The sequence below is a fragment of the Microbacterium sp. Y-01 genome, from assembly GCF_003856715.1.
GTDB classification, from domain to species: domain Bacteria; phylum Actinomycetota; class Actinomycetes; order Actinomycetales; family Microbacteriaceae; genus Microbacterium; species Microbacterium algeriense.
In genome coordinates this window covers 2587521-2612471 of sequence record NZ_CP024170.1, presented here as the reverse complement: position 1 = coordinate 2612471, position 24951 = coordinate 2587521, and the positions used below count along the sequence as shown (strand labels likewise).

The following is a 24951-nucleotide window of genomic DNA, read 5'->3' as shown; positions in this document are numbered from 1 at the left end:
GGAGCATGTCCTCGTCCGTCTTCATCGCCGGCCCCGCCGCATGGAACACGATCGTCGTGCTCGACCGCCTTCCCGAGCCGGTGCCGCACATGCAGTTCGCCGAGGCGACGTGGGAGACCGTGGGCGGGACCAGCGCGGGCAAGGCGCTGAGCCTGACGGGTTTGGGACGCCCGACGCAGCTGTACGCGCTCGCGGGGGACGACGCCGCGGGGACGCGCGTGCGGGAGGCGCTCGACGGCGCCGGTGTGGCCGTGCGCTGGGGCGCGGGCGTCACCGAACGGCATCTGAACCTCATGACCCGCGACGGGGAGCGCGTGTCGCTCTACCTGGCCGCGCCGGAGGAGACGTCGGGGGAGGAGGACGCCTGGGTGCGCGAGCAGCTCTCCGCGGCGGACGCGGTCGTGCTCGACCTCGCCGCCGAACCCCGGCGGCTGCTGCCCCTGGCTCGCGAGAGCGGCACGCCGATCTGGGTCGATGTGCACGACTACGACGGGGTGGCGGAGTTCCACCGTCCGTTCCTGGCGGCTGCCCACGCGGTGTTCTGCAACGCGGACCGGCTCGAGGACCCGGTCGCCTTCCTCCATGCCCGGATCGCCGCCGGGGCGCACCTGGCCGTGTGCACACGGGGTGCGGACGGCGCTGTGGCCGTCGACGAGCACGGCATCGAGCATCGGGTCCGCGCACTGCCGGTGGAGGTCGCCGACACCAACGGGGCCGGTGATGCGTTCCTCGCGGGTGTGCTCGACGCCCGTCTCGACGGTGCACCGGTCGCGGCGGCGCTCGAGGCCGGGGCCCGCGCGGCCGCGACCGTGCTGCGTTCGCGGCACCTGCATCCGCTTCTGGACCCGATCCTCCATCTCCCGGAGGAGTGACCGACGGGGACGAGCCGTTCTCAGGGGAGGATCGACGCGAAGAACGAGTCGCCCAGACGGGTGACCTCCGCGTGCATCTCCGTCGTCGAGATCGTGGGGGTGCCGTCGCCGGACTGCGGGCCGTAGTCGCCGAAGGAGGCGTGCGAGGCCCCGGCGATCTCCACCAGCTCGGCGTCGGAGGGCAGGAGGTCTCTGGCGTCGGCGATCTTCTCGGGGGTCGAGAGGCCGTCCTCGCTCCCGGCGAGGCTGAGGACAGGGAGTCGGCTGTCCGACAGGTCGTTCGCGCAGTAGCTGGCGAACAGGACGAGCGCGTCCGCCTCCGGCGCGAGCTGGCAGGCGCGCACGCCTCCCAGCGAATGCCCGCCGACGGCCCAGACGTCGACCTCGGGGGCCGCGGAGGTGAACGCATCCAGCCCGCGCGGATCGAAGAAGGCGAGGTTCAGCCAGGGGCGCGTGATGACGACCGTCACGCCGTCTTCCGCGAACCCCTGCAGGATGGCCGCGTAGGCCCACGGATCGACCTTCGCGCCGGGGATGAAGACGAGGCCGACCTCCGATCCGCCGTCGGCGGGCGCGAGCACGATGCCCTCCTCGGCATCGGTGACGGTGAGGGCGGTGTTCTCGCGCACGGTCTCCAGCGGCTCGGGCTCAGCGGACATGACTCCGATCTGGGTCCAGGCGAGAGTGCCGACGACGACGAGGACCAGCACGACGGCGAGGCTCCACAGGACGCGTCTCAGGACCCGCCGGCCACGCTTCTTCTGCACGGGAGAACGCTACCGCAGCTCCTTCTGCTCCCGCCGCACCGCGCTCCGGTAGGCGTCCTTGTTCACGTAATACGCCATCCGATCCAGACCGAGGTAGTGGTACCCGCCCGTGACGTCCGGCCAAGGGCTGCCGGTCACCCGGTCCCGGAAGCGTGCGGCGCGCGGCGGGTCCTGCTCGACGGCGTCGAGGTATCCCGCGAGGAGCTCCGCCTGCTCGTAGCGGCCCTGCCAGCCGATGCCGGAGGCCTCGATCATGCCCATCACGAACAGCCCGTTGAACGACGCAGGGAAGATGTTCAGGAACAGCCGCGGGGCTGCGCCGCGCCAGTGCAGATGCTCCCGGGCGACGAACGGGTAGTCGAGCGTGTAGCCGGTGGCGAGGAGCACGAGGTCGTAGTCGTCGGCACTGCCGTCGCGGAACCGCACGGCGGCGCCGTCGAAGCGCTCGACGTCGGGGCGGATGCGCAGATCGCCCTGTCCGAGGTGGTGCAGGACGAGGGTGTTCACGATCGGGTGCGACTCGTAGATGCGGTGGTCGGGCTTCGGGAACCCGAAGCGCACCGGGTCGCCCGTGAACGCGCGCAGCACGCGGCTGTCGACGGCCTGCTTGAGCCGCGGCGGCAGCGGACGACCCTGGTTGAGCGTGTCGCTCGGCCTGCCGAAGAGGTAGCGCGGCACGAAGTGGTAACCCCGGCGCACGCTCATGTCGACGGACGCGGCGTGGTGCACGGCATCCACGGCGATATCGCACCCCGAGTTCCCCGCGCCGATCAGCAGGACGCGTCGTCCGCGGAGCTGCTCGGGAGACGTGTAGCCGCTCGTGTGCAGCAGCTCGCCGGAGAACTCGCCGTGGAACACGGGCGTGTTCGGCTTCGCGAGCGTCCCGTTCGCCAGGACGACACCGGCGTACCAGCGGACCTCCTCGCCCCCGGGACCGACGCTGGTGAGATCCCAGCCGTCGTCGCGCGGTTCGAGCCGCACCACCGCGGTGTCGAACCGGAACAGCGCTGTCAGGCCGAAGTGCTCGGCGTAGTCCTGGAAGTAGTGCTTCAGCGCGCGATGGCCGGGGTAGTCGACCCGCGTGCGCATCGGGAACTCGGCGAACTCGGTGGTCGTGCGCGAGGAGATCAGGTGCGCGGACTCGTACATCGTGCTGCGCGGGTTGGTGATGTCCCAGAGGCCGCCGACGCCGTGCGACGCCTCATAGCCGTCGACGGCGATCCCGCGCTTCTGCAGGGCGCGTGCGGCGGCGAGCCCCGATGGCCCCGCGCCGATCACGGCATATCTGCTCATCCTGCTCCCCGCACGTCGCTGTGCTCGAAAACGCCCCCGCCTCCCGATCGTATCGGGTGGCGGGGGCGTCGAAGGGCGGCGGTGTCAGTCAGCCGTGAGCTGGTCCTGGCGCGCGGCGACCGCGTCGCGGATCACGGGGAACAGCGGATGCTCGGGGTCGAGCTCCGTCACCTGCGCCGTGAAAGCTGCGGCGTCCTCTGTGCGCAGCAGCCGCTGCAGTTCGACCGACTGCTCGTCGGCCGGGTCGTCGAACTCGAGGGCCGCCGACACGGCGGCGACCAGTGCCTCGGCGGACAGACCGCGTTCCGCTGCCATCGCTGCGGGCCCGACGAACCGCTCGTGCCGCGAGATCTTGCGCAGCGGCTGACGCCCGACACGCTGCACCGTGTCGATGAGCGCGGGATTGCGGAACCGATCGAGGATCGTGGCGCGGTAGGCCGCGAGCTCCGCCGGATCCAGACCATGCTCCGCGACCAGCACGGCGGAGGTCTCCTCGAGCGCGGCGGCGACGTTCGCCGCGATGGCGGGATCGGCCAGCGCGTCGGCGATGCGCTCGATCCCGGCGCGCGCTCCGAAGTAGGCGGTGGCGGCATGACCGGTGTTCACGGTGAAGAGCTTGCGCTCGATGTACGGGGCGAGGTCGTCCACGAAGTGCGCCCCGGGGATGCTCGGAAGGGCGCCGCCGAACGGTCCGGCCTCGATCGCCCATTCGAAGTACGGCTCGACGGTCACGTCGACGCCGCCACCGGCCGGCTGCGCCGGGACGATCCGGTCGACGGCGGTGTTCGCGAACACCGCGCGGGTGAGCAGGATCTCGGCATCGTCCCCGGCGGCTGCGGCGATCTCCCGACGCAGCAGGTCCGTCGCCCCGATCGCGTTCTCGCACGCCATGACCTGCAGGGGAGCGGCCTCCGGGGAGCGCAGGGCGAGTCCGGCGACGATGGTCGGCGCCACGAACCGCAGCACGGTCGGGCCGACGGCCGTGGTCACGACGTCAGCGCTCGCGACCTCCTCCGCCGCGGTCGCCGGGTCCGTGCGGCTGTTGACCGCACGGAACCCGGTGACGACATGATCGGTCCCTCCGGGGCCGGCCTCGTGCACGGTGTACTCGTCGGCGGCGTTGATCGCGTCGACGAGGGCATCCGCGACGTCGGAGAAGACGACGTCGTACCCGCCCTCGTGCAGCAGCAGACCGACGAAGCCCCGCCCGATGTTGCCCGCCCCGAAGTGGACCGCCTTCATCCCTCGTTCACCTCCGACAGCAGCGCGTACAGCTCCTCGGGGGTCTGCGCGGCCGCGAGCCGGGCGACGTCGTCCTCCTCGGAGAACAGCAGGGCGATGCGCGACAGGATCTCCAGGTGCTCGTCGCCGACGCCGGCGATCCCGATCACGAAGTTCGCCGGCTCGCCTGCCCAGTCGACGCCTCCGTCGTAGCGGACCACGGAGAGCGCGGAGGCGAGGATCGCGTCCTTCGCGTCGTTGGTGCCGTGGGGGATGGCGAGACCGTTGCCCATGTAGGTGGACACCGTCTCCTCGCGCTGCCGCATGGCATCGACGTACGCCGGGGTCACGGCGCCCGCGGCGACGAGGATGTCCGTCGCCTCCTGCAGCGCCTCGTCGCGCGTGGCCGTGCCCGCGTGGATCCTGACCCGGTCCGGGGTGAGAACGCTCATTCTGTGTCCTTTCGCTGTGCGCGCACCATCTCCACGACCTCCTCGTACTTCGGGGAGTTCATGAAGTTGTCGACCGACACGTGCACCGAGTTCGGCGACTTGGCGGTGGCGCGCTCGGTGAGCTGCTGCTGGGTGATGACGACGTCCGCGCTCCCGTCGAGGTTCGCGATCGCCTGGTTGGTGACGGTGATGTCCTCGATGCCCGCCTTCTTGAGCTTGTTGCGCAGCACGCTGGCGCCCATGGCGGAGGATCCCATCCCGGCGTCGCACGCGAACACGATGGTCTCGATCGGCGCTGCCGCGATCGTCGTCGTGGTCGGAGCGGCGGCGGCCTCGGAGGCCGAGGCGCCGGTCGAGGTGCGGAGGGCGTCCATCGCGGCGGACGACTTGCCCTTGTTCGCCTCGGTCTGCGCGATCGCGGCGCCGAACGCGTCGCCCTCGGCAGCCAGGTCGCGCTTGCGGGAGGCGCGCAGGATCACGCCGGTGATGAGGAACGTGACGGTCGCGGCGATGATCACGGAGAGGTACACGACCAGCAGGTTGGCGACGCCGGGCCCGACGGCCGCTGCGGTCACCGCGATGATGCTGCCGGGGGCGGCCGGGAAGGCCAGACCGCCGCCGAGGACCATGTTCGTGGTGACGCCGGCCGCTCCACCCGCGATGAGCGCGAGGATCGTGGTCGGCTTGCTCAGCGCGTACGGGAAGTAGATCTCGTGGATGCCGCCGAAGAACTGGATGATGGCCGCACCGGGGGCCGAGGCCTTCGCCGCGCCCACGCCGAAGAACGTGAAGGCGAGCAGCAGTCCGAGGCCCGGCCCGGGGTTCGCCTCGATGAGGAACAGGATCGACTTGCCGGTCTCAGCGGCCTGCTCGATGCCGAGCGGGGTGAACACGCCGTGGTTGATGGCGTTGTTCAGGAACAGGACCTTCGCCGGTTCGACGATGATCGACACGAGCGGCAGCAGGTTGAGCGAGACGAGCCAGTCGACGGCCGCTCCGAGCGCCGCGCTGATGCCGAGCATGACCGGACCGAAGGCGAAGAAGCCCACGATGGCGAGGATCATGCCGAGGATGCCGGCGGAGAAGTTGTTGACCAGCATCTCGAAGCCGGGCCGGATCTTCCCGTCCCACAGGCGGTCCATCTGCTTGGTGATCCATGCGGCGATCGGGCCCATGATCATCGCGCCCAGGAACATCGGGATGTTGGTGCCGACGATGACGCCGACGGTGGCGATCGTGGCGACCACGCCACCGCGCTCCCCGTAGACCATGCGGCCGGCGGTGTTGGCGATGAGCAGCGGCAGCAGGTACGTCACCATCGGGCCGACGAGGCCGACGTAGGCGAGGATGTTCCCGTCTGCGCCCTCGGCCACGGCGGTCATGGCGCCCTGCCAGCCGATCACGGCGGAGTCGCCGCCACCGCCGATGATCTCGGCGACGCCGGCCCAGTGCCAGCCGAACGGGCTGTCCGCGCCGAAGAACCCGGCCGGGATGAAGAGCATCGTGATGAAGCCCCAGGCGATGAAGGCCGCGATGTTGGGCATGATCATGCCCGAGAGGAAGGTGCCGAAGCGCTGCACGCCTACGCGGAGGCCGCCGGGCCTGGTGGCGGCAGGTGACGTCGTCGTCATGATGTCGTCTCTTTCTGGTGGTGGGGGAGTTCCGCGGCGAGAGACGCCGCGGCGGTTCGGGCGGATGCCGCGCCGTCTGCGGCGAGGGCGACCTCGGCGAGACGTCGGGCATCGTCCAGGGTGTGTGCGGACAGGGTCTGTCTGACATCGGCCAGTGCCGACGGGGCCATGGAGAGGCTCGTGGCGCCGAGCCCGACCAGGACCACGGCGAGCAGTGGATCGGCCGCGGCCTCGCCGCAGATGCCGACCGGCTTGCCCAGACGCGCACCCGCGTCTCCGACCTCGCGCACGAGGCGGAGGACGGCGGGATGCCAGGGGTCCTGGAACCCGGCAACGGAGCCGAGCATGCGGTCGGCCGCCAGCGTGTACTGCGTGAGGTCGTTGGTGCCGATCGAGGCGAAGTCGGCGTGTGCGAGCACGCGGTCGGCGAGCAGCGCGCTCGCCGGGATCTCCACCATGACTCCGGCGGTGCGCAGTCCGTATTCGCGGGCGAGCCCGGTGAAGTACACGGTCTCCTCGACGGTCGCGACCATGGGAGCCATCACCCACAGGTCGGCCTCGGTCTGCGCGTCCGCCTCGGCGAGCGCCGTGAGCTGCTCGCGCAGGATGTCCTCGCTCGCCCGCAGCGCCCGCAGCCCGCGCAGTCCGAGCGCGGGGTTCTCCTCGTGGGCGTCGTTGAGGAACGCCAGCGGCTTGTCGGCCCCGGCATCCAGCATCCGGACGACGACCTTCTTGCCGGGGAACGCCGACAGCAGCTCGCGGTAGGACTCGCGCTGCTGGGCGATGGTGGGAGCCTGCGCGGAGGAGAGGAACAGGAACTCGGTGCGGAACAGCCCGACGCCCTCGGCGCCCCTGGCGACCGCGTCGGCGGCGTCCGCCGGCTTGCCGAGGTTGGCGAGCAGCGCGATCGGTGTTCCATCGGCGAGTGCACCGGGTGTGAGCGGGGCCGCGTCCGCCGAGAGTCGGGCCGCCGCGCGTTCCGCGGCTCGGGCGAGCTCGTCGGCGGACGGCTCGCTCGTGACCACGCCGCCGGCCGCATCCACGATCACGGTGTCGCCGGTGGCGAGTGCTGTCGCGTCGCCGACGCCGACGATCGCGACGATGCCCTTCTCCCTGGCCAGGATCGCGGTGTGCGAGGTCGGTCCGCCGTCCGTCGTGATGAGGGCGAGGACCTGGTCGAGGTCGAGGAGTGCGGTGTCCGCCGGCGCGAGGTCGCGGGCGACCAGCACGAAGGGATGACCGGGGTCGGGGACGCCGGGTGCCTCGACGCCGCGAAGGTGCGCGAGCACCCGCTGGGCGATGTCGTCGAGATCGGCGGCCCGCTCGCCCAGATAGCCGCCCACCGCCTCGAGGGTGGCGCGGAACCCCGCGAAGGCGTCGTGGACGGCCCATTCCGCCGTGGCGCCCGCGTCGATCCTGGCGTCCACCTCGTCCTGGAGCGTCGGATCCTCGGCGATCATCGCCTGTGCCTCGAGCACCTCCTGCGCCGCACCGCCCGCTGCCTCGCCGCGTTCGTTCAGCTCGCGGGCGACGGTCGAGACGGCCTCGCGCACCCGAGCGCGCTCGGCATCGGCTCCCGCGGTGCTCGGGGTGTTCTCCGGAGCGGGCATCGCCTCGGCCATGCGGACGACCGGCCCCTGGGCCACGCCCAGACCGATGCCCACCCCGCGCAGCTCGCTCATCAGGCGGAGTCCTGATCGTGGTCGGTGGTGAGCAGCTCGGTCAGCGTGTCGAGCACGCCCTCCGCGCCCTCGCCCTCCGCGGTCAGGGTGACGTAGTCACCGTGCTCGATGGCGAGGGCGATGACGCCGAGGATGCTGGCCGCGTTGACGGGCTTGCCGGAGTCCTTGGCGATCGTGACGGCGACGCCCGAATCCTTCGCCGCCTGTGCGAAGAGCTTGGCGGGGCGGGCGTGCAGGCCGTGGGAGGAGCCGATCCGGACGGTGCGGGTGGCGGTCATGGTGTTCCTTTCGGGGTGTCGGCGGCGTCGGCGAGGATCGAACGGGCCAGGGCGAGCGTGCGCGAGCCGTCCCTGTCGGCGAAGACGTCGTCCGGCAGCACGGCGACGGCGGCGCGGGTGCTGTCGCTGATGGCATCGCGGCGGTCGCTCAGATGGGGGCCGATCAGGATCAGGTCGTGATCCGACCCGACGGCGCTGCTCTCCATGCCGGCCGCGGCATCCCAGTCGAGACCGGCGGCCGCCGCGGCGGACCGGAGTCGTTGCGCGACGAACGTGCTCGACGCCCCTGCGCCGCACACCACGAGGATCCTCATCGATGCCGCCTTTCCTGAGAACAGTCTGGGAACGATGACGGGTCGTCCGCCAACACGTTCCTTTCCGCCCCTCCGGAACGGCGCTTCCGGCCCGCACGATCGGACGACCTGACATCATGGAGAGCACGTCGAGACAGTGCGGTCAGCACGCGGGAAGTCGGAGGGATCATGTCGCGCCAGCGCCAGGACCAGCTCCTCGCCGCGCTGCTGCGCCAGGAGGGATGGGCGACGGCCGGAAGCCTCGCCGATCTGCTCGGAGTCACTCCGCGCAGCATCCGCTCGTACGTCGCCGCGCTGAACGCCCGCGCGCCCGGAGCGGCGGTGGTCGAATCCGGGCCGGCCGGCTACCGCGCGGGGTCGGCAGCCCGCGGCGTGCTGCGGATGCGCCCCTCCGGGGATTCGGCGCCTCGGGATCGGCTGCACGCCCTCGTGCGGCTCCTCCTGGATGAGAGCGCGGGCATCGACGTGTTCGACACGGCCGAGGAGCTGCACGTCAGCGAGGCGACGCTCGAGGCGGACCTCGTGCGCGTGCGCGGGCTTCTGGACGGCACCGATCTGGTGCTCGAGCGCGACAGGGAGAACGTGCGCCTGCGCGGCAACGAGGCGGCGCAGCGGCGCCTGCTCAGCCGGCTCGCCCACGACGAGATGGACGACGCGTCCTTCCACCCCGAGACCTTCCGCAGGGCGCTGACGGGTGCTGCCGTGCCCGCCGCCGCCGTCGGCCCCTTCAAATCGGAGCTCGTCCGCGAACTCGGGGAGCTCGGCTACTACGTGAACGAGCTCGCCATCGCCGACGTGCTCCTGCACATCGCGATCGCCGCCGAGCGCGTCGCCGCCGGCCACACGCTCGAGTCCTCGCCGGCCGGTACGAGGGAGGAGATCCCGAGAGTCGGAGCGGTGATCGCCCGACTCGCCGCGCAGCACTTCTCCGTCGTGCTCGGCGAGGGCGACAGCGGCCACCTCGCCTCGCTCGTGCTCACCCGGATCGTCGCGCCGGGGGAGGCGACCACCAGGGAGGTCGCCCGCAGCGGGGTGGACCCGCAGGTCGAGGCGGCGGTCCGCGCCGAGATCGCCCGGGCCGCCGAGGACTTCCAGGTGGACCTCGTCGACGAGACGTTCGTGCTCCGTCTCGCCCTGCACGTGCAGAATCTGCTGCGCCGGGCGGAGGAGAGCGCCCTGACGCGCAATCCGCTGACGCGCTCCCTCAAGACGAGCTATCCGATGATCTTCGAGGTCGCGGTGTCGATCGCGAGCGGACTGCACGACCGGGTGGGGACGCCGATCCACGACGACGAGATCGCCTACATCGCGATGCACGTAGGCGGACGCCTGGAACGCAGCCGGAAGGCGGAGTCGATCCTCACCGCGACGATCGTCTGCCCGGGATACTACGAACTGCACGAGCTCCTGCGATCCAGCGTCGACCGCTCCCTCGGATCCGCGATCGAGGTGACGAGCGTGGTCACGAACGTCGACCCGGACTGGACGTCTTTCGACACCGACCTCGTGCTCAGCACGATCGAGCCCGGCTCATCGGGAGACCGTTTCGTGCGCATCCAGCCGTTCCTGACCGATGCCGACGTCGACCGCATCCAGCAGGCCGCTGCCCGCGTGCGTCGAGGACGACGGCTCACCCGGCTGCGCGGAGAGCTCGCCCGCTACTTCCACGCCGACGCCTACGTCTTCCCGCTGCCCGACGAGGGGGAGGAGGCCATCATCCGCCGCCTCGGCGGGCTTCTCGTGCAGGCGGGCCTGATCGGCGAGGACTACATCGAGAACACGATCGTCCGGGAGCGGATGTCGTCCACGGCGTTCACGGATGCGCTCGCGGTGCCGCATGCGCTGCAGATGACGGCCGCACGCACGGCGATCGCGATCGGCGTCGCCGACGGCTCGGCCGCGTGGGGCGGAGGGCGCGTGCAGGTCGTCGCGCTCGCCGCCTTCAGCGAGGGGGATCGCGCGGCCTTCCAGACCGTGTTAGAGCAGCTCGTCGAGGTGTTCAGCGAGCGCGAGAGCGTGCAGCGCATCGTCCGCCGTGGTACGAGCTTCGAGGCGTTCCTCGACGAGCTCGTGGCCGTGATCGACGGCTGAGCCGCGGCGTCACTCCTTCGGCGCGAGCACCTCGACGAGCTCATCGAGGAGGGCCTCCGAGGTGTCCGATGCGGCGGTCTCGAGGACCACCGCATCGCCGGACTCGATCCCGAGATCCATCACCGCCAGCACGCTGCGGAGGTCGACGGTCGTGTCGTCGGAGGTGCGCAGCGTCACCGGCGCGCCATGGGACTGGGCGAGGCGCACGAGCTCGGCCACCGGGCGGGCATGCACACCGTTGTGCGCGCTGACGATGACGCGGCGGGTCGGCATGGTCAGGAGCGCTCGTCGAGCAGGGTCCGGACGCCGGCCTCGAGCTCGGCCACGGCATCGCGCGCTCCCTGCGCGGACTCCGCTCGGGCGTCGATGTAGACCTTCAGCTTCGGCTCGGTGCCGCTCGGACGCACGATCACGCGGGAGCCGTCCGTGAGCCGGTAGCGCAGGACGTCTCCGGACGGCTGCCCCTGCGGTGCCTGCAGCAGGTCCTCCGCCGACGCGATGGACCGCCCAGCGATCTGCGTCGGGGGCAGCGAGCGCAGCGCGAGCATGACGTCGCCGATGATCGAGAGGTCGTCCACACGCACCGACACCTGACCGCTGGCGAAGTGCCCGTACGTCTCGCCGAGCTCGTCCAGCAGGTCCGTGAGCGTCGCCCCGCGGTCACGGGCCTCCGCCGCGAGTCCCAGGATCGCGACGGCTGCGGACACGCCGTCCTTGTCGCGGACCGTCTCGGGGTTGACCAGGTAGCCGAGCGCCTCCTCGAATCCGAAGACGATGCCGGGGGCGCGCGAGATCCACTTGAATCCGGTGAGCGTCTCGTGGAAGTCGAGACCGTGGTGCGCCGCGACGGCGCCGAGCCCGGGGGAGGAGACGAGCGAGCAGGCGAGCGACGCACCGGGAGTGCCGGCCGCCGCCTTCGCTGCTCTGGCGCCGAGGAGCAGGCCGACCTCGTTGCCGGTCAGGCGGCGCCAGCCCTGCGGCGACTCCTCGTCGGGGACGGCGACGGCGAGGCGGTCCGCGTCCGGGTCGTTCGCCAGGATGAAGTCGGCCTTGACGCGACGGGCCCTGGCGAACGCGAGGTCCATCGCCCCCGGCTCCTCCGGGTTGGGGAACGAGACGGTGCGGAAGGTGGCGTCCGGGGTGAGCTGCTCGTCGACCACGAACGGCTGCGGGTACCCGGCGTCCTTGACGATGCGGGAGAGCGTCTCCCACCCGACACCGTGCATCGCGGTGTACACCCAGCGCATGCCCGTGGTGCCGGCGGGGGCCGGGGCGACGGCGGCGGTCGCGGCGATGTAGGCCTCGACCACGTCCTCGCCCGCGGTCTCGTAGTCCGTCGCGCGCGGCAGTGCCGTGACGGGACCGGCGTCGGCGACCCGCTGGATGTGCGCGGCGATCTCGGCGTCCGCCGGGGCCACGATCTGCGAGCCCTGGTCGGCGCCGCCGAGGTACACCTTGTAGCCGTTGTCGTTCGGCGGGTTGTGCGAGGCGGTGACCATGACGCCCGCATCCGCGCCGAGGTGGCGCACGGCGAACGCGAGGACCGGCGTGGGCAGCAGCCGGGGCAGCAGGATCGCGCGCAGGCCGGCGCCGGCGAACAGCTCGGCGGAGTCGGTCGCGAACACTCGGGAGTTGCGGCGACCGTCGTAGCCGATCACGACCGTCGGCGTGCCGCCGTTCGCCTTCTCGCGCAGGTAGGCCGCGAATCCGGCCGCGGCCTGGGCGACGAGGACCCGGTTCATCCGGTTGCTCCCGGCGCCGAGCTCTCCGCGGAGTCCTGCGGTGCCGAACGCCAGGCGGGTGCGGAACCGGTCGTCGAGCTCGGCGACGGCCGCCTCGTCCGCTGCGGCCGCACGGGTGATCAGACCCGCCAGCTCATCGCGCGTCGCGGGGTCGGGGTCCTGTCGCAGCCAGGCGCGCGCCTGGGCGAGCCGCTCCTCGCTCACAGGGCCTCGACCACCCTGGCCAGCAGGGCGGAGATCACCGGCTCGGCCTCGCGTCCGGCCTCGATGACCTCGGCGTGGCTGAGCGGGGTCTGCTGGATGCCGGCCGCCAGGTTCGTGATGAGCGAGAACCCGAGGATCTCCATGCCGGCCTCGCGCGCGGCGATGGCCTCGAGCGCGGTGGACATGCCGACGATGTGGCCGCCGATGTGCTTGGCCATCTGCACCTCGGCCGGCGTCTCGTAGTGCGGTCCGCGGAACTGCGTGTAGACGCCCTCGTCGAGGCTTGGGTCGATGCTGCGTGCGATGTCGCGCAGGCGCTTCGCGTACAGGTCGGTCAGGTCGATGAAGGTCGCGCCCTCGAGCGGGGAGTCCGCGGTGAGGTTGATGTGGTCGCTGATCAGCACGGGCTGGCCCGGCTTCCAGGTCTCGCGGATGCCGCCGGCGCCGTTCGTGAGCACCATGATCTTCGCGCCCGTGGCTGCGGCGGTGCGGACGCTGTGCACGACCCGGCGGACGCCGTGGTCTTCGTAGTAGTGCGTGCGGGCCCCGATGACGAGGACGTTCTTCCCACCGGGCGTCCGGATGCTGCGCAGCGTGCCGACGTGGCCCTCGAGCGCCGGCTTGGAGAACCCGGTGACCTCGGTCGCGGGGACCGTCGCGACGGTCTCGCCGATGATGTCGGCGGCCTTGCCCCAGCCGCTGCCGAGGGTGAGGGCGATGTCGTGCTTCTCGACGCCGGTCAGACGCGCGATGTCGGCCGCGGCTTCGGCGGCGACCTCGAACGGGTTCGCAGAGGGGTCGTCGAGGGGGTTGCTGTGGGTTTCAGGCATGGATCCACTCTAGGAAGTGGCAGGCTCCGGTGCCAGGATTGCGGAAGAATGGAGAGCATGTCTTCCACCACTTTCGAGCGCACTCAGCGCGTCGCCGTCCTCGGCGGCGGTCCCGGCGGTTACGAGGCGGCCCTCGCGGCAGCCCAGCTCGGGGCCGAGGTCACCCTGGTCGAGCGGGTGGGCGTCGGCGGATCCGCCGTGCTCACCGACGTCGTGCCCTCGAAGAGCCTGATCGCCACCGCCGATGCGGCCGTCGCCATCTCCGAGGCCAGCGACCTCGGGGTGAACTTCTACGCGAAGGGCGAGAACGGCAAGCCGCTCAAGCCCGAGATCGCCATCAACCTCGCGGCGGTGAACAAGCGCCTCATCGCCCTCGCCGGACAGCAGTCCGAGGACATGCGCGCCACGCTCCTCGACGCCGGAGTGCGCATCCTCTCCGGTCACGGCCGGCTCGAGGGCCCGAACGCCATCGTCGTCTCCACGGGCGAGCGCGGCACCGACTTCGACCGCGTCGAGGCCGACACGATCGTGGTGGCCGTCGGCGCGTCTCCCCGCGAGCTCGACTCGGCCAAGCCCGACGGCAAGCGCATCCTCACCTGGACGCAGCTGTACGACATGAAGTCGCTTCCGGAGCACCTGATCGTGGTCGGATCCGGAGTCACGGGCGCGGAGTTCGCCTCCGCCTACATGAACCTCGGAGCGAAGGTCACGCTCGTCTCCAGCCGGGATCAGGTCCTCCCCGGCGAGGACAAGGACGCGGCGAGCGTGCTGGAGAAGGTGTTCAAGCGCGGGGGCATGCAGGTGCTCTCCAAGTCGCGCGCCGACAAGGTCGAGGTCACGAAGGACGGCGTGACCGTGACCCTCTCCGACGGCCGCACGGTCGACGGCAGCCACTGCCTCATGGCGGTCGGGTCCATCCCGAACACCGCGGGCATCGGCCTCGAGGAGGCCGGGGTCGAGCTCGACGACTCGGGTCACGTGCGGGTGAACAAGGTCGCGCGCACCTCCGTACCCAACGTGTACGCCGTCGGCGACTGCACGAACTTCTTCCCCTTGGCGTCCGTCGCGTCGATGCAGGGGCGCACCGCGGTGTTCCACGCGCTCGGCGACATCGTGATCCCGCTCGAGCTGATCAAGATCACCTCGAACATCTTCACCGCACCGGAGATCGCGACGGTCGGCTACGGCGTGAAGGACGTCGAGGACGGCGTCGCGGACGGCATGGTCTACAAGCTCCCGCTCGCGGCGAATCCGCGCGCGAAGATGATGGGCATCAAGGACGGCTTCGTCAAGCTCATCGCACGGAAGGGCTCCGGCACGGTGATCGGCGGTGTGATCGTCGCTCCGAAGGCCTCGGAGCTGATCTACCCGATCGCGGTCGCCGTCGAGCGACGGCTCACGGTCGATCAGGTCTCTCGGGTCTTCGCCGCGTACCCCTCGCTCTCGAGCAGCATCACCGACGCGAGCCGCGCGATGCACCTCGTGAACATCTCCTGATCCGAGACCCCGCGCAATCGCCGAGACCCCGGGCTGCAGACGTCTGCAGCCCGGGGTCTCGGCGTGAAAGCGGGGTCTCGCGTGTCAGCTGATCGTGAGCAGCTGGTGCCCGGCGGAGACCGTGGCGCCCGCGTCGGCGTTGATGTTGCTCACGACGCCGTCCTTGTGCGCCTGCAGCGGCTGCTCCATCTTCATGGCCTCGAGCACCACGACGAGGTCGCCCTTGACGACCTGCTGCCCGTCCTCGACGGCGATCTTGACGACGGTCGCCTGCATCGGCGAGGTGACCGCGTCGCCGGATGCTCCCGCGTTCGCGGTGGTGGCGTGGCTGCGGCGCGACGGCGGAACCGCGACCGGGCGGCCGGCCGTGCCTGGAGCCACGGCGACGCGATCGGGAAGGCTGACCTCGAGCCGCTTGCCGGAGACCTCGACGACGACGGTGTGCCGCGCTTCGGCCGGGGCCTGCGTCTCCAGCTCGCCGTCCCACGCCGGGATGTCGTTGACGAACTCCGTCTCGATCCAGCGGGTGAAGACGCCGAACTCGCCGTCCTCGGCGGTGAAGGCGGGGTCGCGGACGACCTTGCGGTGGAACGGGATGACGGTGGGGAGTCCCGCGACCTCGAACTCGTCCAGCGCGCGACGGGAGCGCTCGAGGGCCTCCGCCCTGTCCTTGCCGGTGACGATGATCTTCGCCAGCAGCGAGTCGAAGGCGCCGGAGACCGCGTCTCCTGCCGTGACGCCGGAGTCGAGGCGGATGCCTGGGCCTCCGAAGGTCTTGAACACGTGGATGGGCCCGGGCTGGGGGAGGAAGCCGCGTCCGGGGTCCTCACCGTTGATGCGGAACTCGAACGAGTGCCCCTGCGGCTTCGGGTCGTCGTAGTCGATCGTGCCGCCGGCGGCGATGCGGAACTGCTCGCGGACCAGGTCGATGCCGGTGACCTCCTCGGAGACCGGGTGCTCGACCTGCAGGCGGGTGTTCACCTCAAGGAACGACACCGTGCCGTCCGCGCCGATCAGGAACTCGCATGTGCCGGCACCGACGTAGCCGACCTCCTTGAGGATGGCCTTCGACGCGGAGTACAGCTGGGCGGTCTGGTCTTCCGTGAGGAACGGAGCAGGGGCCTCTTCGACGAGCTTCTGGTGGCGGCGCTGCAGCGAGCAGTCGCGCGTCGAGATGACGACGACGTTGCCCTCCGCATCGGCCAGGCACTGGGTCTCGACGTGGCGCGGCTTGTCGAGGTACTTCTCGACGAAGCACTCGCCGCGCCCGAACGCGGCGACGGCCTCGCGGGTGGCGGACTCGAACAGCTCCGCGACCTCGTCGAGCTCACGGGCGACCTTGAGGCCGCGCCCGCCGCCGCCGTACGCCGCCTTGATCGCGATCGGCAGACCGTATTCCTTCGCGAAGGCGACCACCTCGTCGGCGCCGGAGACGGGACCGGGCGTGCCGGGGGCGAGGGGAGCGCCGACCTTCTCGGCGACGTGGCGCGCGGTGACCTTGTCGCCGAGAGCCTCGATGGCCTCCGGCGATGGGCCGATCCAGGTCATCCCCGCATCGATGATGGCGCGGGCGAACTCGGCGTTCTCAGCGAGGAACCCGTAGCCGGGGTGCACGGCGTCGGCGCCGGCGCGGCGGGCGATCGAGAGGATCTTCTCGATCTGGAGGTATGTCTCGGCGCTGGTCGAACCGCCGAGCGCGTACGCCTCGTCGGCGAGACGCGTGTGCAGGGCATCCCGGTCCTGGTCGGCGTAGACCGCGACCGAGGCGATCCCGGAGTCTCGGGCGGCGCGGATGATGCGGACGGCGATCTCGCCGCGGTTGGCGATGAGCACCTTGGCGATAGCAGGCATGATTGCCAGCCTAGCGAGAAGCCTCGCGATCCTTTTGACGACTCCCCACAAGAAAGACGCAGAAACGTGGAGGGGAGTCTACGACCACAGGTCCGTCCACCGGACGCCGAGCTCTCCGGCGAGGCGGCGCACGGTCGACAGCGACATGCCCACGACCGTGGACGGGTCACCGTCGACCCGGGTGATGAAGGCCCCGCCCAGGCTGTCGACCGTGAAGGCGCCCGCGACGTGGAGCGGCTCGCCGGATGCGACGTACGCGGCGATCTCGGCATCCTCGATGTCGGCGGCGAACGTCACGGCGGCCTCGGCGACGGCGGTGGCCTCCACGGGTGACGCGCCGGGGGAGACCCGGAACACGGAGTGCCCGGAGTGCAGGATCCCGGTCGCGCCGCGCATCTCGCGCCAGCGTCTGGTCGCCTCCTCCGCGGTGTAGGGCTTGCCGTAGACGCGCCCGCCGAGCTCGAACATCGAGTCGCCGCCGATCACGAGACCGTCGAACACACCCTCTTCGGCCAGCGCCCCCGCCACGGCGGCCGCTTTCGCCCGCGCGAGCAGCAGCACCAGCTCGGCCGGCGCCAGCGCGGCTCCGCGCTCCTGCTCGGCGGCCGCGGCGACGGCGTCCTCGTCGACGTCCGGTGACACCGTGAGGGGCTCGATCCCCGCCTGGCGAAGCAGCATGAGACGGGCGGGCGAAGTGGAGGCGAGGCAGACGCGCATGTGCACCACCGTATCCTCGAAGGATGACTTCCTCCCCAGCCGACGTGCTCGAGCTCGACATCACCGGCATCGCCCACGGGGGCACCTTCGTCGCCCGTCACGAAGGACGCGTGGTGTTCGTCTCCGACACGATCCCCGGGGAACGCGTCCGCGCCCGCGTGATCCCTCCGCAGGAGGGGACGGATGCCGCCACGCGCAGCTTCTGGCGGGCCGAGACCGTCGAGGTGCTGGAGGCCTCGGAGCATCGCCGTCCGCACATCTGGGCGGAGGCGGACGTCACCCGGGACCCGGCCGATCGCCCCGGCGGCGCCGACCTCGGCCACATCGACCTCGATCACCAGCGCGTCCTCAAGCGCCGCGTGCTCTCGGAGGCTCTCGACCGCTTCGCCGGGACCGGGCTGGTCGCCCCCGAGATCGAACCGGTCGAGTCCGGCGACGGCCTCGGCTGGCGCACGCGCGTCACACTGCACGTGGACGACGAGGGCACGGTCGGTCCGTTCGCCGCCCGCAGCCACCGCGTCGTCCCGGTGAGCTCGTATCCGCTGGCCCGCCCCGCCATCGCCGAAGCGGCGCTCGCACTCCAGGGCGAGGCGCCAGGACGCATCGAACTCGTCGAGCCCGCCGACGGCCGGGTGCGGGTGATCCGCCGCGAGGAGACCGAGCGTCCGGCGAAGGTGGCGCGCGGGTTCCGGCGCAAGCCGACGCCCGAGGTGATCCACGAGACCGTCAACGACCGTCGTTTCGAGGTCGATGCCACCGGGTTCTGGCAGGTCCACCCGCGCGCGGCGTCCGTGCTCGACGCCGCGGTGTACGGGATCCTCGACGGCCACGTCGACGACGCCAAGACCCACTACGACCTGTACGGCGGGGTCGGCCTCTTCGCCGCCACGCTCGCCGACCTCGGCGGGACCGACATCGTGACGGTCGAGTCCAGTGCGCGGGCCACCCAGCACGCGGCGGCCAATCTCGCCCCGCTGGAGGTGACCGCGGTGACGGCGCGCGTCGACCGCTTCCTCGCCACCCGGACAGGGGGAGCGCGGACGGGGGCCGTCGTGCTCGACCCGCCCCGCGCCGGAGCCGGGCGGCAGGTCGTCGAGGGGGTGCACGCGCTCACCCCCGACGCCATCGCCTACGTCGCCTGCGACCCGGTCGCGCTCGCCCGCGATCTCGGCACCTTCCGCACGCTCGGATGGAACGTCGACCGCCTCCGCGGCTTCGATCTGTTCCCGCACTCGCACCACTTCGAGGTCGTCGCGCTGCTCACCCGGTGAGGCCGCGCTGCAGCCGCCGACCGACTCAGTAGGCTGGGCGGATGAGCACGGTCGCACTCATCGACGATCACGAGTCCGTTCGCCTCGGGCTCGAGGCCGCCTGCGCGCGTGATGCGCAGACCGTGGTGTTCTCCGGGAGCACGGTCGTGTCCTATCTCGAGTGGCGCGCGACGTCGGGGTCCGCCCCGGCCGATGTCGTCGTGCTCGACCTCACCCTCGGGGACGGGACCACCGTCACCGAGAACGTGACCTCGCTCGTCGCCGACGGCGCGAGCGTGGTGATCCACAGCGTCGCCGATCGTCCGGCCGCGGTGCGCGAGGCGCTCGCGGCGGGAGCCGCCGGGGTGGTCAGCAAGTCCTCCGCGCTCGACGACGTGCTCGACGCGATCCGCACCGTCGCCCACGGCGAAGCCCTCAACAACGTGGAATGGGCCAGCGCCGTCGACGGCGACCGCGCCTTCGCCGACGCGCAGCTCTCCACCCGCGAGCGCGAGGTGCTCCGGCTCTACGCGGCAGGACTGCCGCTCAAGGCCGTGGCGGAGCGGCTGGGCGTCGCGTACTCGACCGCCAAGGAGAACATCACCCGGATCCGCGTGAAGTACGTCGAGGTCGGACGACCCGCACCGACCAAGGTCGACCTGCTGCGCCGGGCGATGGAGGACGGCATCGTCGGGGCGGACGGGGCGCCGAGTGCCCGCTGAACCGCTGAGCATCCGCGACGCCTGGAGCAAGATCCCCTCTCCGGGCAGCACGGAGACGGCGTTCGAGCGCTTCACCGGCACCCGCATGGAGCGGATCCTCGCGATCGTCGTGGCGATCGGCTCGACCGCGCTCGCCGCTCAGGCCTTGATCGCCGCCGTGCACGGGCTGTCGCACGCCGACGCGGCGCACATCGTCATGCTGGTCGTGGTCTTCGCGCCGCTCGCGGCGATGCTCGTGGCCTGTCTGGTCGGTCGCGGCGTGCGCGCGTTCTCCGGCCTGTTCGCGGTGGCGTACGTGCTCGCGCTCGCCGCCTGGCCGACGGTCGTCGATCAGGCGGACAAGAGCGCAGGCGACCAGCCGTGGATCTTCTTCCTCGTCAACGTGGGGGTCGTCGCAGCGATGCTCGCGTTCCCGCTGCGCCTGCAGTTCGTGTGGGCCGTCGGCGTGCCGTTCGTCTACGGCTACGTGCGTCTCGTGCAGGGCGGGTTCTCGCGCGAGTTCTGGGTCACCACCGCGTTCGACGTGTCGTTCACCCTCATCCTGGGCGTGGTCATCATCTCCCTCGGCTGGATGTTCCGATCGGTCGCCGCAGGGGTGGACGAGGCGAGAGGGCAGGCCGTCGCGTCGTACTCCACGGCGGCGGCGACGGCGGCAGCGGAGGAGGAGCGGGTGGCGATGTCGGCGCTGATGCACGACAGCGTGCTGGCGGCCTTGATCGCTGCCGAGCGCGCGGACAACGAGCGCGCGAAGGAGCTCGCCGTGGCGATGGCGCGGGAGGCGCTCACCCGCCTCGCGAACACGGAGGCCGCGGTCGCGCAGGAGGGCAGCGACGAACCGGTCGGCGCGGCGCAGATCGTCGTCGAGCTGCGGCGGGCCCTGTCGGAGCTCGGCGCCGACGCGATCGTCGAGGAGCGCGGCGGCGTCGGCCTCATCCCGGGACGCGCCGCGCGCGCGTTGGTCCTCGCGGCACGCCAGGCGATCGGCAACGCCGTCACGCACGCCAACGGGCGCGGTCTGCACATCATCGTCGAGGGGCACGGCGACGAGGGGATCGGCGTGACGATCTCGGACACCGGCCCCGGATTCGACGTGGGAGCGATCGGTGCGGATCGCCTCGGCATCCGCGCGTCGATCTTCGCGCGCATGGCCGGGGTGGCCGGCACCGCCGACATCCGCTCCGATGAGCACGGCACCACCGTCACCCTGGTCTGGGAGCGCTCGTGAACCGCACCGTCCGCAGCGTGGCCACCTCCCTGGCCGTCGGGTTCGCGCTCTACTTCGTCGCACGAGCGGTCTGGTGGATCGAGCAGCCCACGGTGCCCCTGCTCATGGTCCTCGCGATCGCCGTGTACCTCGTGGTGGTGAACGTCGCGATCCTCGGCGACAGCTCCTCGGTGCGCATGCCGCTGTGGACGGCCGTCCTGGCGGTGGTCTCCACCGCCCTCATCCCCGCCCTCGTGACGCTGTCCCTGGATCCCGCCGACCGCACGGCGCCGTTCGCCACCTGGTACATCGGTGCGCTGGGCCTGCTCGCGGTGGTGTGCGTCGTGCGGCGTCGATCGGTGGTCGGCTGGCTGACCCTCGGCATCCTCATCGTCTCGGCATCCGCCTACCTGGGCGTCGGCGTCGCCCTCAGCCTCGGCCTGGTCGGTTCGATCATGTGGGTGGCCGTGGCGCGTCTGCTGGTGATGTTCTGGGATCGAGCGGTCCGCGACACGGAGCGGCTCGCGGAGATCCAGCAGGCGGTGTCGGCCTGGCACGCCACGCAGCGGGTGCGGCAGCGGGAGCGTCGGCTGCGCACGCAGTTCGCTCTCGCCGTGGCCGGGCCCGTCCTGAGCCGCGTCGTCGCGGCGCGCGGCGACCTCACGGACCAGGAGCGGTTCGACGCGAGACTCGCGGAGGGCCGGCTGCGCGATGAGCTGCGCGGGGCTGACCTGCTCAACGACGCCGTGCGCAACGCGATCGAGGCCGCCCGCCGACGCGGTTCCGTCGTCACCGTCTTCGACGAGGGCGGCTTCGACGAGATCGATGAGGAGCGGCGCCGGGAGATCCGCGACGAGCTCGCCGTGGTGCTCGAGCGCGCCCACACGGGGCGGCTGATCATCCGCTCGGCGCGGGATCCGCGTGTCGCGGTGACGGTCGTCGGTCGTGCGGGTTCGCGTTCCTCGGGAGATGACGACGCCGTCGACCTCTGGCACGAGATCCCGCGGAGGGGATCCGGAAGCTGAGAGTGGGCGAGGGGCGGCGAATCCGCCTGCCCCTCGCCGTGCGGACAGTTACCCGAAAACCGTCCGCTGGTGGCCGATCAGCGTCTGTCTACCCTGGGACAGAGAGACCAGCCGAACGCGAAGCGTCCCCCTCAGTCTGATGGTTCTTCAAGTCGTTGTCTGTAGGTATTTTGGGGGACAAGATTCTCAGCCCGATAAGGGATCATAGGACGATGGGAACTCGCCGGGGCACGAACCTTCCGCGGATGGGCGACTTCAATCAGTCGGTCATCCTCGAAGCCATCCGGCAGGCGGACGACGGTCTGAGCAGGACCGAGCTGGTCGCGGCGACCGGACTGTCGGCGCAGACGGTGACGAACATCACCCGGCGGCTGCTCGGCGACGGCTTCATCCGTGAGGCGGAGCGCCGCATCAACGGCCCCGGCAAGCCGCGGGTGACGCTCCGTCTGATCGCGGACAGCCGCTTCTCGGTGGGCGTGCACCTCGACCCGGCGGTGATGACGTTCGTGCTGCTGGATCTCTCCGGGGCGGTGGTGCGACGGATGAGCGTGCGCACGCCTGCGAAGGAGCCGCGCCTGATCATCGAGAGCATGGCGGCCACGATCGAGGCTCTCATCGCGGGCTCCGGTGTGGATCGCACGCTGATCGCCGGGGTGGGCGTCGCGGCACCCGGCCCGCTCGACACCCAGAAGGGGACCGTGATCGATCCGCCGAAGCTGCTCGGCTGGCACCGGGTCCCGCTGCGTGCGGTGCTCGCGGAGGCGACGGGCCTCCGGGTCGTCCTCGAGAAGGACACCACCTCGGCCGCGGTCGGCGAGCTCTGGAAGCGACGCGGCTCCGCCGACGACTCGTTCGTCTTCGTGTATCTGGGCACGGGCATCGGTGCGGCTCTGGCCAGGGACGGGGAGGCGGTGCGCGGGAGCACGCACAACATCGGCGAGATCGGACACATCATCGTGGATCCGCAGGGACCGTCGTGCACCTGCGGGCTGCGCGGCTGCGTCGAGGTCGTGTGCACGCCCGAGGCGATCGTGGAGCGGGCCGAGCGCGCCGGAGTGTTCCAGGACGATCGCGAGGGAAGCGACGCCGCTGCCGTGGACGTGCGGTTCAGCGAGCTGTGCGACAGAGCGGCGGCGGGGGAGGAGCAGGCTCGAGAGGTGCTGCGGCAGGCCGCGGAGCATCTCGCGGTCCTGACGGCGGCGCTGACGAACATGCTCGACGTCGACCGTGTCGTGTTCGGCGGCCCGTTCTGGGCGCGCTTCTCCGAGATCGCCCTCGACGTGATCCCCGGGTCGCTGGAGCGGGCCAGCGCGACCAGGGCGCTGCGTTCGCTGCCGGTCGCCGGCACCGTGGTGGGCGACGACGTCGGAGCCGTGGGGGCCGGGTGCGTCGTGCTCGACTCGCTCCTCAGCCCACGCGCGTCCGATCTGCTGCTGGACGACTGAAGAAGCCCTCGGCTCAGCCCGAGAAGCGGCCCCAGGGGATGTCGCGGCGCAACGGCGTGCGCAGCGGGCGCTGTGTGCGCGTCCAGGCCGACACCGCAGGCTCGTCCGCCACCGCGTCCGCCGCTTCCGAGGCGTAGGCCTCGCTGATCACGGCGATCAGGGCGGCGAGCTCCTCCTCGGTGGCCTCGCCGCGCGTGATGTCGAGCATCGTCGCGACCTCGTCCGGCGCGGCGTCAGGCTCCTGCTGCGCGGTCACAGCGGGATGTTCCCGTGCTTCTTGGGCGGCAGCTCCGCGCGCTTGCCGCGCAGCGCCCGCAGCGCCTTCGCGATCGACACGCGGGTGTTGGCCGGCTCGATGATGCCGTCGAGCTCTCCGCGCTCCGCCGCCAGGAACGGCGACGCGACGTTGTAGGTGTACTCGTTCGCGAGGCGGGTGCGCACGGCCGCGACGTCTTCGCCGGCCTCCTCGGCCTTCTTGATCTCGCCGCGGTACAGGATGTTGACCGCGCCCTGACCGCCCATGACCGCGATCTCGGCCGTCGGCCACGCGAGGTTGACGTCCGCGCCCAGCTGCTTCGAGCCCATCACGATGTACGCACCCCCGTAGGCCTTGCGCAGGATCACCGTCACCAGTGGCACGGTGGCCTCGGCGTAGGCGTAGAGCAGCTTCGCGCCGCGGCGGATGACCCCTGTCCACTCCTGGTCGGTGCCGGGGAGGTAGCCGGGCACGTCGACGAGCGTGACGATCGGGATGGAGAACGCGTCGCAGAAGCGCACGAAGCGGCTGGCCTTCTCGCCCGCCTCGATGTTCAGCGTGCCGGCCATCTGGGACGGCTGATTGGCGATGATGCCGACCGAGCGTCCCTCGACGCGGCCGAAGCCGATCACGATGTTGGGTGCGAACAGCGGCTGCACCTCGAGGAAGTCGCCCTCGTCGACGACGTGCTCGATGACGGTGTGGATGTCGTACGGCTGGTTCGTGGAGTCGGGGACGATCGTGTTCAGCACGCGGTCCGCGTCGGTGGTCTCGAACTCGAACGTGCTCTCGTACGACGGCAACTCGGCCATGTTGTTGTCCGGCAGGAAGCTGAGGAGCGTGCGCGCGTAGTCGATCGCGTCGTCCTCGTCCTCGGCGAGGTAGTGCGCGACACCCGACCGGGTGTTGTGCGTGTAGGCGCCGCCGAGCTCCTCCATGCCCACGTCCTCGCCGGTGACCGTCTTGATGACGTCCGGTCCGGTGACGAACATCTGGCTGGTCTTGTCGACCATGATGACGAAGTCCGTCAGCGCGGGGGAGTACACCGCACCCCCGGCGGCCGGGCCCATGATGATGGAGATCTGCGGGATGACGCCGGAGGCGCGGGTGTTCAGGCGGAAGATCTCGCCGTACTTGCCGAGCGCGACCACCCCTTCCTGGATGCGCGCTCCGCCGGAGTCGAGGATGCCGATGCAGGGCATCCCACCGGCGAGGGCGAACTCCATGATCTTCACGATCTTCTCGCCGGCGACCTCGCCGAGCGAACCGCCGAAGGTGGAGAAGTCCTGCGAGTACACCGCGACCGTGCGTCCGTTGATCGTGCCGACGCCGGTGACGACGGAATCGCCGTAGGGGCGCGAGCGATCCATGCCGAAGGCCGTGGTGCGGTGGCGCACGTACTCGTCGAACTCGACGAAGCTCCCGGGGTCGACCAGCAGCTCGATGCGCTCCCGGGCGGTCATCTTGCCCTTCGCGTGCTGCTTCTCCTTCGCTTTCGCCTCGGCGTCGACGACGGCCTCGGTGTAGCGAGCGCGCAGATCCGCGATCTTGCCGGCGGTGGTAAAGAGGTCGGGCTTGTCCGTCACGGATTCCACCCTATCGTCGGC

At 71.1% G+C, this 24951-nt stretch carries 23 protein-coding genes; 8 read left to right on the top strand and 15 right to left on the bottom strand.

Going from position 1 to position 24951, the window contains the following annotated elements:
* The first annotated feature begins 5 nt into the window (after window positions 1-5).
* Window positions 6-872 carry a PfkB family carbohydrate kinase gene (locus CSX12_RS12445; RefSeq protein WP_124895988.1) on the top strand — a complete coding sequence of 289 codons (867 nt, stop codon included), beginning with the start codon at window positions 6-8 and terminating at the stop codon, window positions 870-872.
* Window positions 873-892: 20 nt separating this feature from the next.
* On the opposite strand, the gene CSX12_RS12440 is transcribed toward CSX12_RS12445, so the two are convergent.
* The 8 genes from CSX12_RS12440 to CSX12_RS12405 all read right to left on the bottom strand — a co-directional run bounded on the left by CSX12_RS12440 (window position 893) and on the right by CSX12_RS12405 (window position 8510).
* Window positions 893-1639, bottom strand: coding sequence for an alpha/beta hydrolase (locus CSX12_RS12440; RefSeq protein ID WP_164479581.1), 747 nt, complete (start codon window positions 1637-1639; stop codon window positions 893-895).
* Between the two features lie 9 nt (window positions 1640-1648).
* Window positions 1649-2932: an NAD(P)/FAD-dependent oxidoreductase gene (locus CSX12_RS12435; protein ID WP_124895987.1), complete on the bottom strand. Its 1284-nt coding sequence runs from the start codon at window positions 2930-2932 to the stop codon at window positions 1649-1651.
* 84 nt (window positions 2933-3016) lie between these two features.
* Complete coding sequence (locus CSX12_RS12430; RefSeq protein WP_124895986.1) at window positions 3017-4174, bottom strand: mannitol-1-phosphate 5-dehydrogenase; 1158 nt, start codon at window positions 4172-4174, stop codon at window positions 3017-3019.
* A complete protein-coding gene (locus CSX12_RS12425) occupies window positions 4171-4605 on the bottom strand; it encodes a PTS sugar transporter subunit IIA (protein ID WP_017202520.1) in 435 nt (144 codons plus the stop codon). The genes CSX12_RS12430 and CSX12_RS12425 overlap by 4 nt, the downstream gene beginning before the upstream one ends.
* Window positions 4602-6236 carry a PTS mannitol transporter subunit IICB gene (locus CSX12_RS12420; RefSeq protein WP_124895985.1) on the bottom strand — a complete coding sequence of 545 codons (1635 nt, stop codon included), beginning with the start codon at window positions 6234-6236 and terminating at the stop codon, window positions 4602-4604. Before CSX12_RS12420 ends, CSX12_RS12425 begins: the two co-directional genes overlap by 4 nt.
* Entirely contained in the window at window positions 6233-7918 is a 1686-nt protein-coding gene (gene ptsP, locus CSX12_RS12415; RefSeq protein WP_124895984.1) for a phosphoenolpyruvate--protein phosphotransferase, read from the bottom strand. Before ptsP ends, CSX12_RS12420 begins: the two co-directional genes overlap by 4 nt.
* Window positions 7918-8196: an HPr family phosphocarrier protein gene (locus tag CSX12_RS12410; protein WP_017202517.1), complete on the bottom strand. Its 279-nt coding sequence runs from the start codon at window positions 8194-8196 to the stop codon at window positions 7918-7920. Before CSX12_RS12410 ends, ptsP begins: the two co-directional genes overlap by 1 nt.
* Window positions 8193-8510, bottom strand: a complete 318-nt coding sequence (locus tag CSX12_RS12405; protein WP_124895983.1) for a hypothetical protein — start codon at window positions 8508-8510, stop codon at window positions 8193-8195. Before CSX12_RS12405 ends, CSX12_RS12410 begins: the two co-directional genes overlap by 4 nt.
* A 168-nt stretch (window positions 8511-8678) precedes the next feature.
* On the opposite strand from CSX12_RS12405, the gene CSX12_RS12400 reads away from it, so the two are divergent.
* Window positions 8679-10601 (top strand): PRD domain-containing protein, encoded by a 1923-nt coding sequence (locus CSX12_RS12400; RefSeq protein ID WP_124895982.1) that lies wholly within the window; start codon window positions 8679-8681, stop codon window positions 10599-10601.
* 9 nt (window positions 10602-10610) lie between these two features.
* On the opposite strand, the gene CSX12_RS12395 is transcribed toward CSX12_RS12400, so the two are convergent.
* From CSX12_RS12395 to CSX12_RS12385, 3 genes are read right to left on the bottom strand one after another with little or no spacing between them, the layout of a single operon-like run.
* Window positions 10611-10874 carry an HPr family phosphocarrier protein gene (locus CSX12_RS12395; RefSeq protein WP_026049768.1) on the bottom strand — a complete coding sequence of 88 codons (264 nt, stop codon included), beginning with the start codon at window positions 10872-10874 and terminating at the stop codon, window positions 10611-10613.
* A 2-nt stretch (window positions 10875-10876) separates the two neighbouring features.
* Window positions 10877-12547, bottom strand: a complete 1671-nt coding sequence (locus CSX12_RS12390) for a phospho-sugar mutase (RefSeq protein ID WP_124895981.1) — start codon at window positions 12545-12547, stop codon at window positions 10877-10879.
* Window positions 12544-13377, bottom strand: a complete 834-nt coding sequence (locus tag CSX12_RS12385; RefSeq protein ID WP_017202514.1) for a purine-nucleoside phosphorylase — start codon at window positions 13375-13377, stop codon at window positions 12544-12546. The genes CSX12_RS12390 and CSX12_RS12385 overlap by 4 nt, the downstream gene beginning before the upstream one ends.
* A 48-nt stretch (window positions 13378-13425) precedes the next feature.
* Between CSX12_RS12385 and CSX12_RS12380 the strand changes: the two genes are divergently transcribed.
* Entirely contained in the window at window positions 13426-14874 is a 1449-nt protein-coding gene (locus CSX12_RS12380; protein WP_192576701.1) for an NAD(P)H-quinone dehydrogenase, read from the top strand.
* Between the two features lie 84 nt (window positions 14875-14958).
* Here the strand turns inward: CSX12_RS12380 and CSX12_RS12375 are convergent, their stop codons facing one another.
* Entirely contained in the window at window positions 14959-16725 is a 1767-nt protein-coding gene (locus CSX12_RS12375; RefSeq protein ID WP_124895979.1) for a biotin carboxylase N-terminal domain-containing protein, read from the bottom strand.
* A 78-nt stretch (window positions 16726-16803) separates the two neighbouring features.
* Window positions 16804-17442 carry a Maf family nucleotide pyrophosphatase gene (locus tag CSX12_RS12370; protein ID WP_124896899.1) on the bottom strand — a complete coding sequence of 213 codons (639 nt, stop codon included), beginning with the start codon at window positions 17440-17442 and terminating at the stop codon, window positions 16804-16806.
* Window positions 17443-17465: 23 nt separating this feature from the next.
* On the opposite strand from CSX12_RS12370, the gene CSX12_RS12365 reads away from it, so the two are divergent.
* From CSX12_RS12365 to CSX12_RS12345, 5 genes are all read left to right on the top strand, one after another.
* Complete coding sequence (locus CSX12_RS12365; protein WP_124895978.1) at window positions 17466-18713, top strand: TRAM domain-containing protein; 1248 nt, start codon at window positions 17466-17468, stop codon at window positions 18711-18713.
* A 41-nt stretch (window positions 18714-18754) separates the two neighbouring features.
* Entirely contained in the window at window positions 18755-19414 is a 660-nt protein-coding gene (locus tag CSX12_RS12360; RefSeq protein WP_124895977.1) for a response regulator transcription factor, read from the top strand.
* Complete coding sequence (locus CSX12_RS12355; protein ID WP_124895976.1) at window positions 19404-20639, top strand: ATP-binding protein; 1236 nt, start codon at window positions 19404-19406, stop codon at window positions 20637-20639. Before CSX12_RS12360 ends, CSX12_RS12355 begins: the two co-directional genes overlap by 11 nt.
* Entirely contained in the window at window positions 20636-21643 is a 1008-nt protein-coding gene (locus CSX12_RS12350) for a hypothetical protein (protein WP_017202508.1), read from the top strand. Before CSX12_RS12355 ends, CSX12_RS12350 begins: the two co-directional genes overlap by 4 nt.
* Before the next feature lie 212 nt (window positions 21644-21855).
* The gene (locus CSX12_RS12345) at window positions 21856-23088 is read left to right on the top strand and encodes an ROK family transcriptional regulator (protein ID WP_241160453.1); all 1233 of its coding nucleotides are present in this window, start codon (window positions 21856-21858) and stop codon (window positions 23086-23088) included.
* Window positions 23089-23101: 13 nt separating this feature from the next.
* Here CSX12_RS12345 and CSX12_RS12340 read toward each other — a convergent pair whose 3' ends face one another.
* Window positions 23102-23344, bottom strand: a complete 243-nt coding sequence (locus tag CSX12_RS12340; RefSeq protein WP_206427085.1) for an acyl-CoA carboxylase subunit epsilon — start codon at window positions 23342-23344, stop codon at window positions 23102-23104.
* Window positions 23341-24939 (bottom strand): acyl-CoA carboxylase subunit beta, encoded by a 1599-nt coding sequence (locus tag CSX12_RS12335; protein WP_017202505.1) that lies wholly within the window; start codon window positions 24937-24939, stop codon window positions 23341-23343. The genes CSX12_RS12340 and CSX12_RS12335 overlap by 4 nt, the downstream gene beginning before the upstream one ends.
* Between the last annotated feature and the right edge of the window lie 12 nt (window positions 24940-24951).

Bases quoted from the DNA above. Each gene is read 5' to 3' on its own strand.
- CSX12_RS12375 (WP_124895979.1), bottom strand. From the start codon at position 16,725: ATGCCTGCTATCGCCAAGGTGCTCATCGCCAACCGCGGCGAGATCGCC.
- CSX12_RS12410 (WP_017202517.1), bottom strand. From the start codon at position 8,196: ATGACCGCCACCCGCACCGTCCGGATCGGCTCCTCCCACGGCCTGCAC.
- CSX12_RS12380 (WP_192576701.1), top strand. From the start codon at position 13,426: ATGGAGAGCATGTCTTCCACCACTTTCGAGCGCACTCAGCGCGTCGCC.
- CSX12_RS12345 (WP_241160453.1), top strand. From the start codon at position 21,856: ATGGGAACTCGCCGGGGCACGAACCTTCCGCGGATGGGCGACTTCAAT.
- CSX12_RS12400 (WP_124895982.1), top strand. From the start codon at position 8,679: ATGTCGCGCCAGCGCCAGGACCAGCTCCTCGCCGCGCTGCTGCGCCAG.
- ptsP (WP_124895984.1), bottom strand. From the start codon at position 7,918: ATGAGCGAGCTGCGCGGGGTGGGCATCGGTCTGGGCGTGGCCCAGGGG.
- CSX12_RS12445 (WP_124895988.1), top strand. From the start codon at position 6: ATGTCCTCGTCCGTCTTCATCGCCGGCCCCGCCGCATGGAACACGATC.
- CSX12_RS12385 (WP_017202514.1), bottom strand. From the start codon at position 13,377: ATGCCTGAAACCCACAGCAACCCCCTCGACGACCCCTCTGCGAACCCG.
- CSX12_RS12430 (WP_124895986.1), bottom strand. From the start codon at position 4,174: ATGAAGGCGGTCCACTTCGGGGCGGGCAACATCGGGCGGGGCTTCGTC.
- CSX12_RS12360 (WP_124895977.1), top strand. From the start codon at position 18,755: ATGAGCACGGTCGCACTCATCGACGATCACGAGTCCGTTCGCCTCGGG.
- CSX12_RS12425 (WP_017202520.1), bottom strand. From the start codon at position 4,605: ATGAGCGTTCTCACCCCGGACCGGGTCAGGATCCACGCGGGCACGGCC.
- CSX12_RS12435 (WP_124895987.1), bottom strand. From the start codon at position 2,932: ATGAGCAGATATGCCGTGATCGGCGCGGGGCCATCGGGGCTCGCCGCC.
- CSX12_RS12370 (WP_124896899.1), bottom strand. From the start codon at position 17,442: ATGCGCGTCTGCCTCGCCTCCACTTCGCCCGCCCGTCTCATGCTGCTT.
- CSX12_RS12420 (WP_124895985.1), bottom strand. From the start codon at position 6,236: ATGACGACGACGTCACCTGCCGCCACCAGGCCCGGCGGCCTCCGCGTA.
- CSX12_RS12395 (WP_026049768.1), bottom strand. From the start codon at position 10,874: ATGCCGACCCGCCGCGTCATCGTCAGCGCGCACAACGGTGTGCATGCC.
- CSX12_RS12365 (WP_124895978.1), top strand. From the start codon at position 17,466: ATGACTTCCTCCCCAGCCGACGTGCTCGAGCTCGACATCACCGGCATC.
- CSX12_RS12405 (WP_124895983.1), bottom strand. From the start codon at position 8,510: ATGAGGATCCTCGTGGTGTGCGGCGCAGGGGCGTCGAGCACGTTCGTC.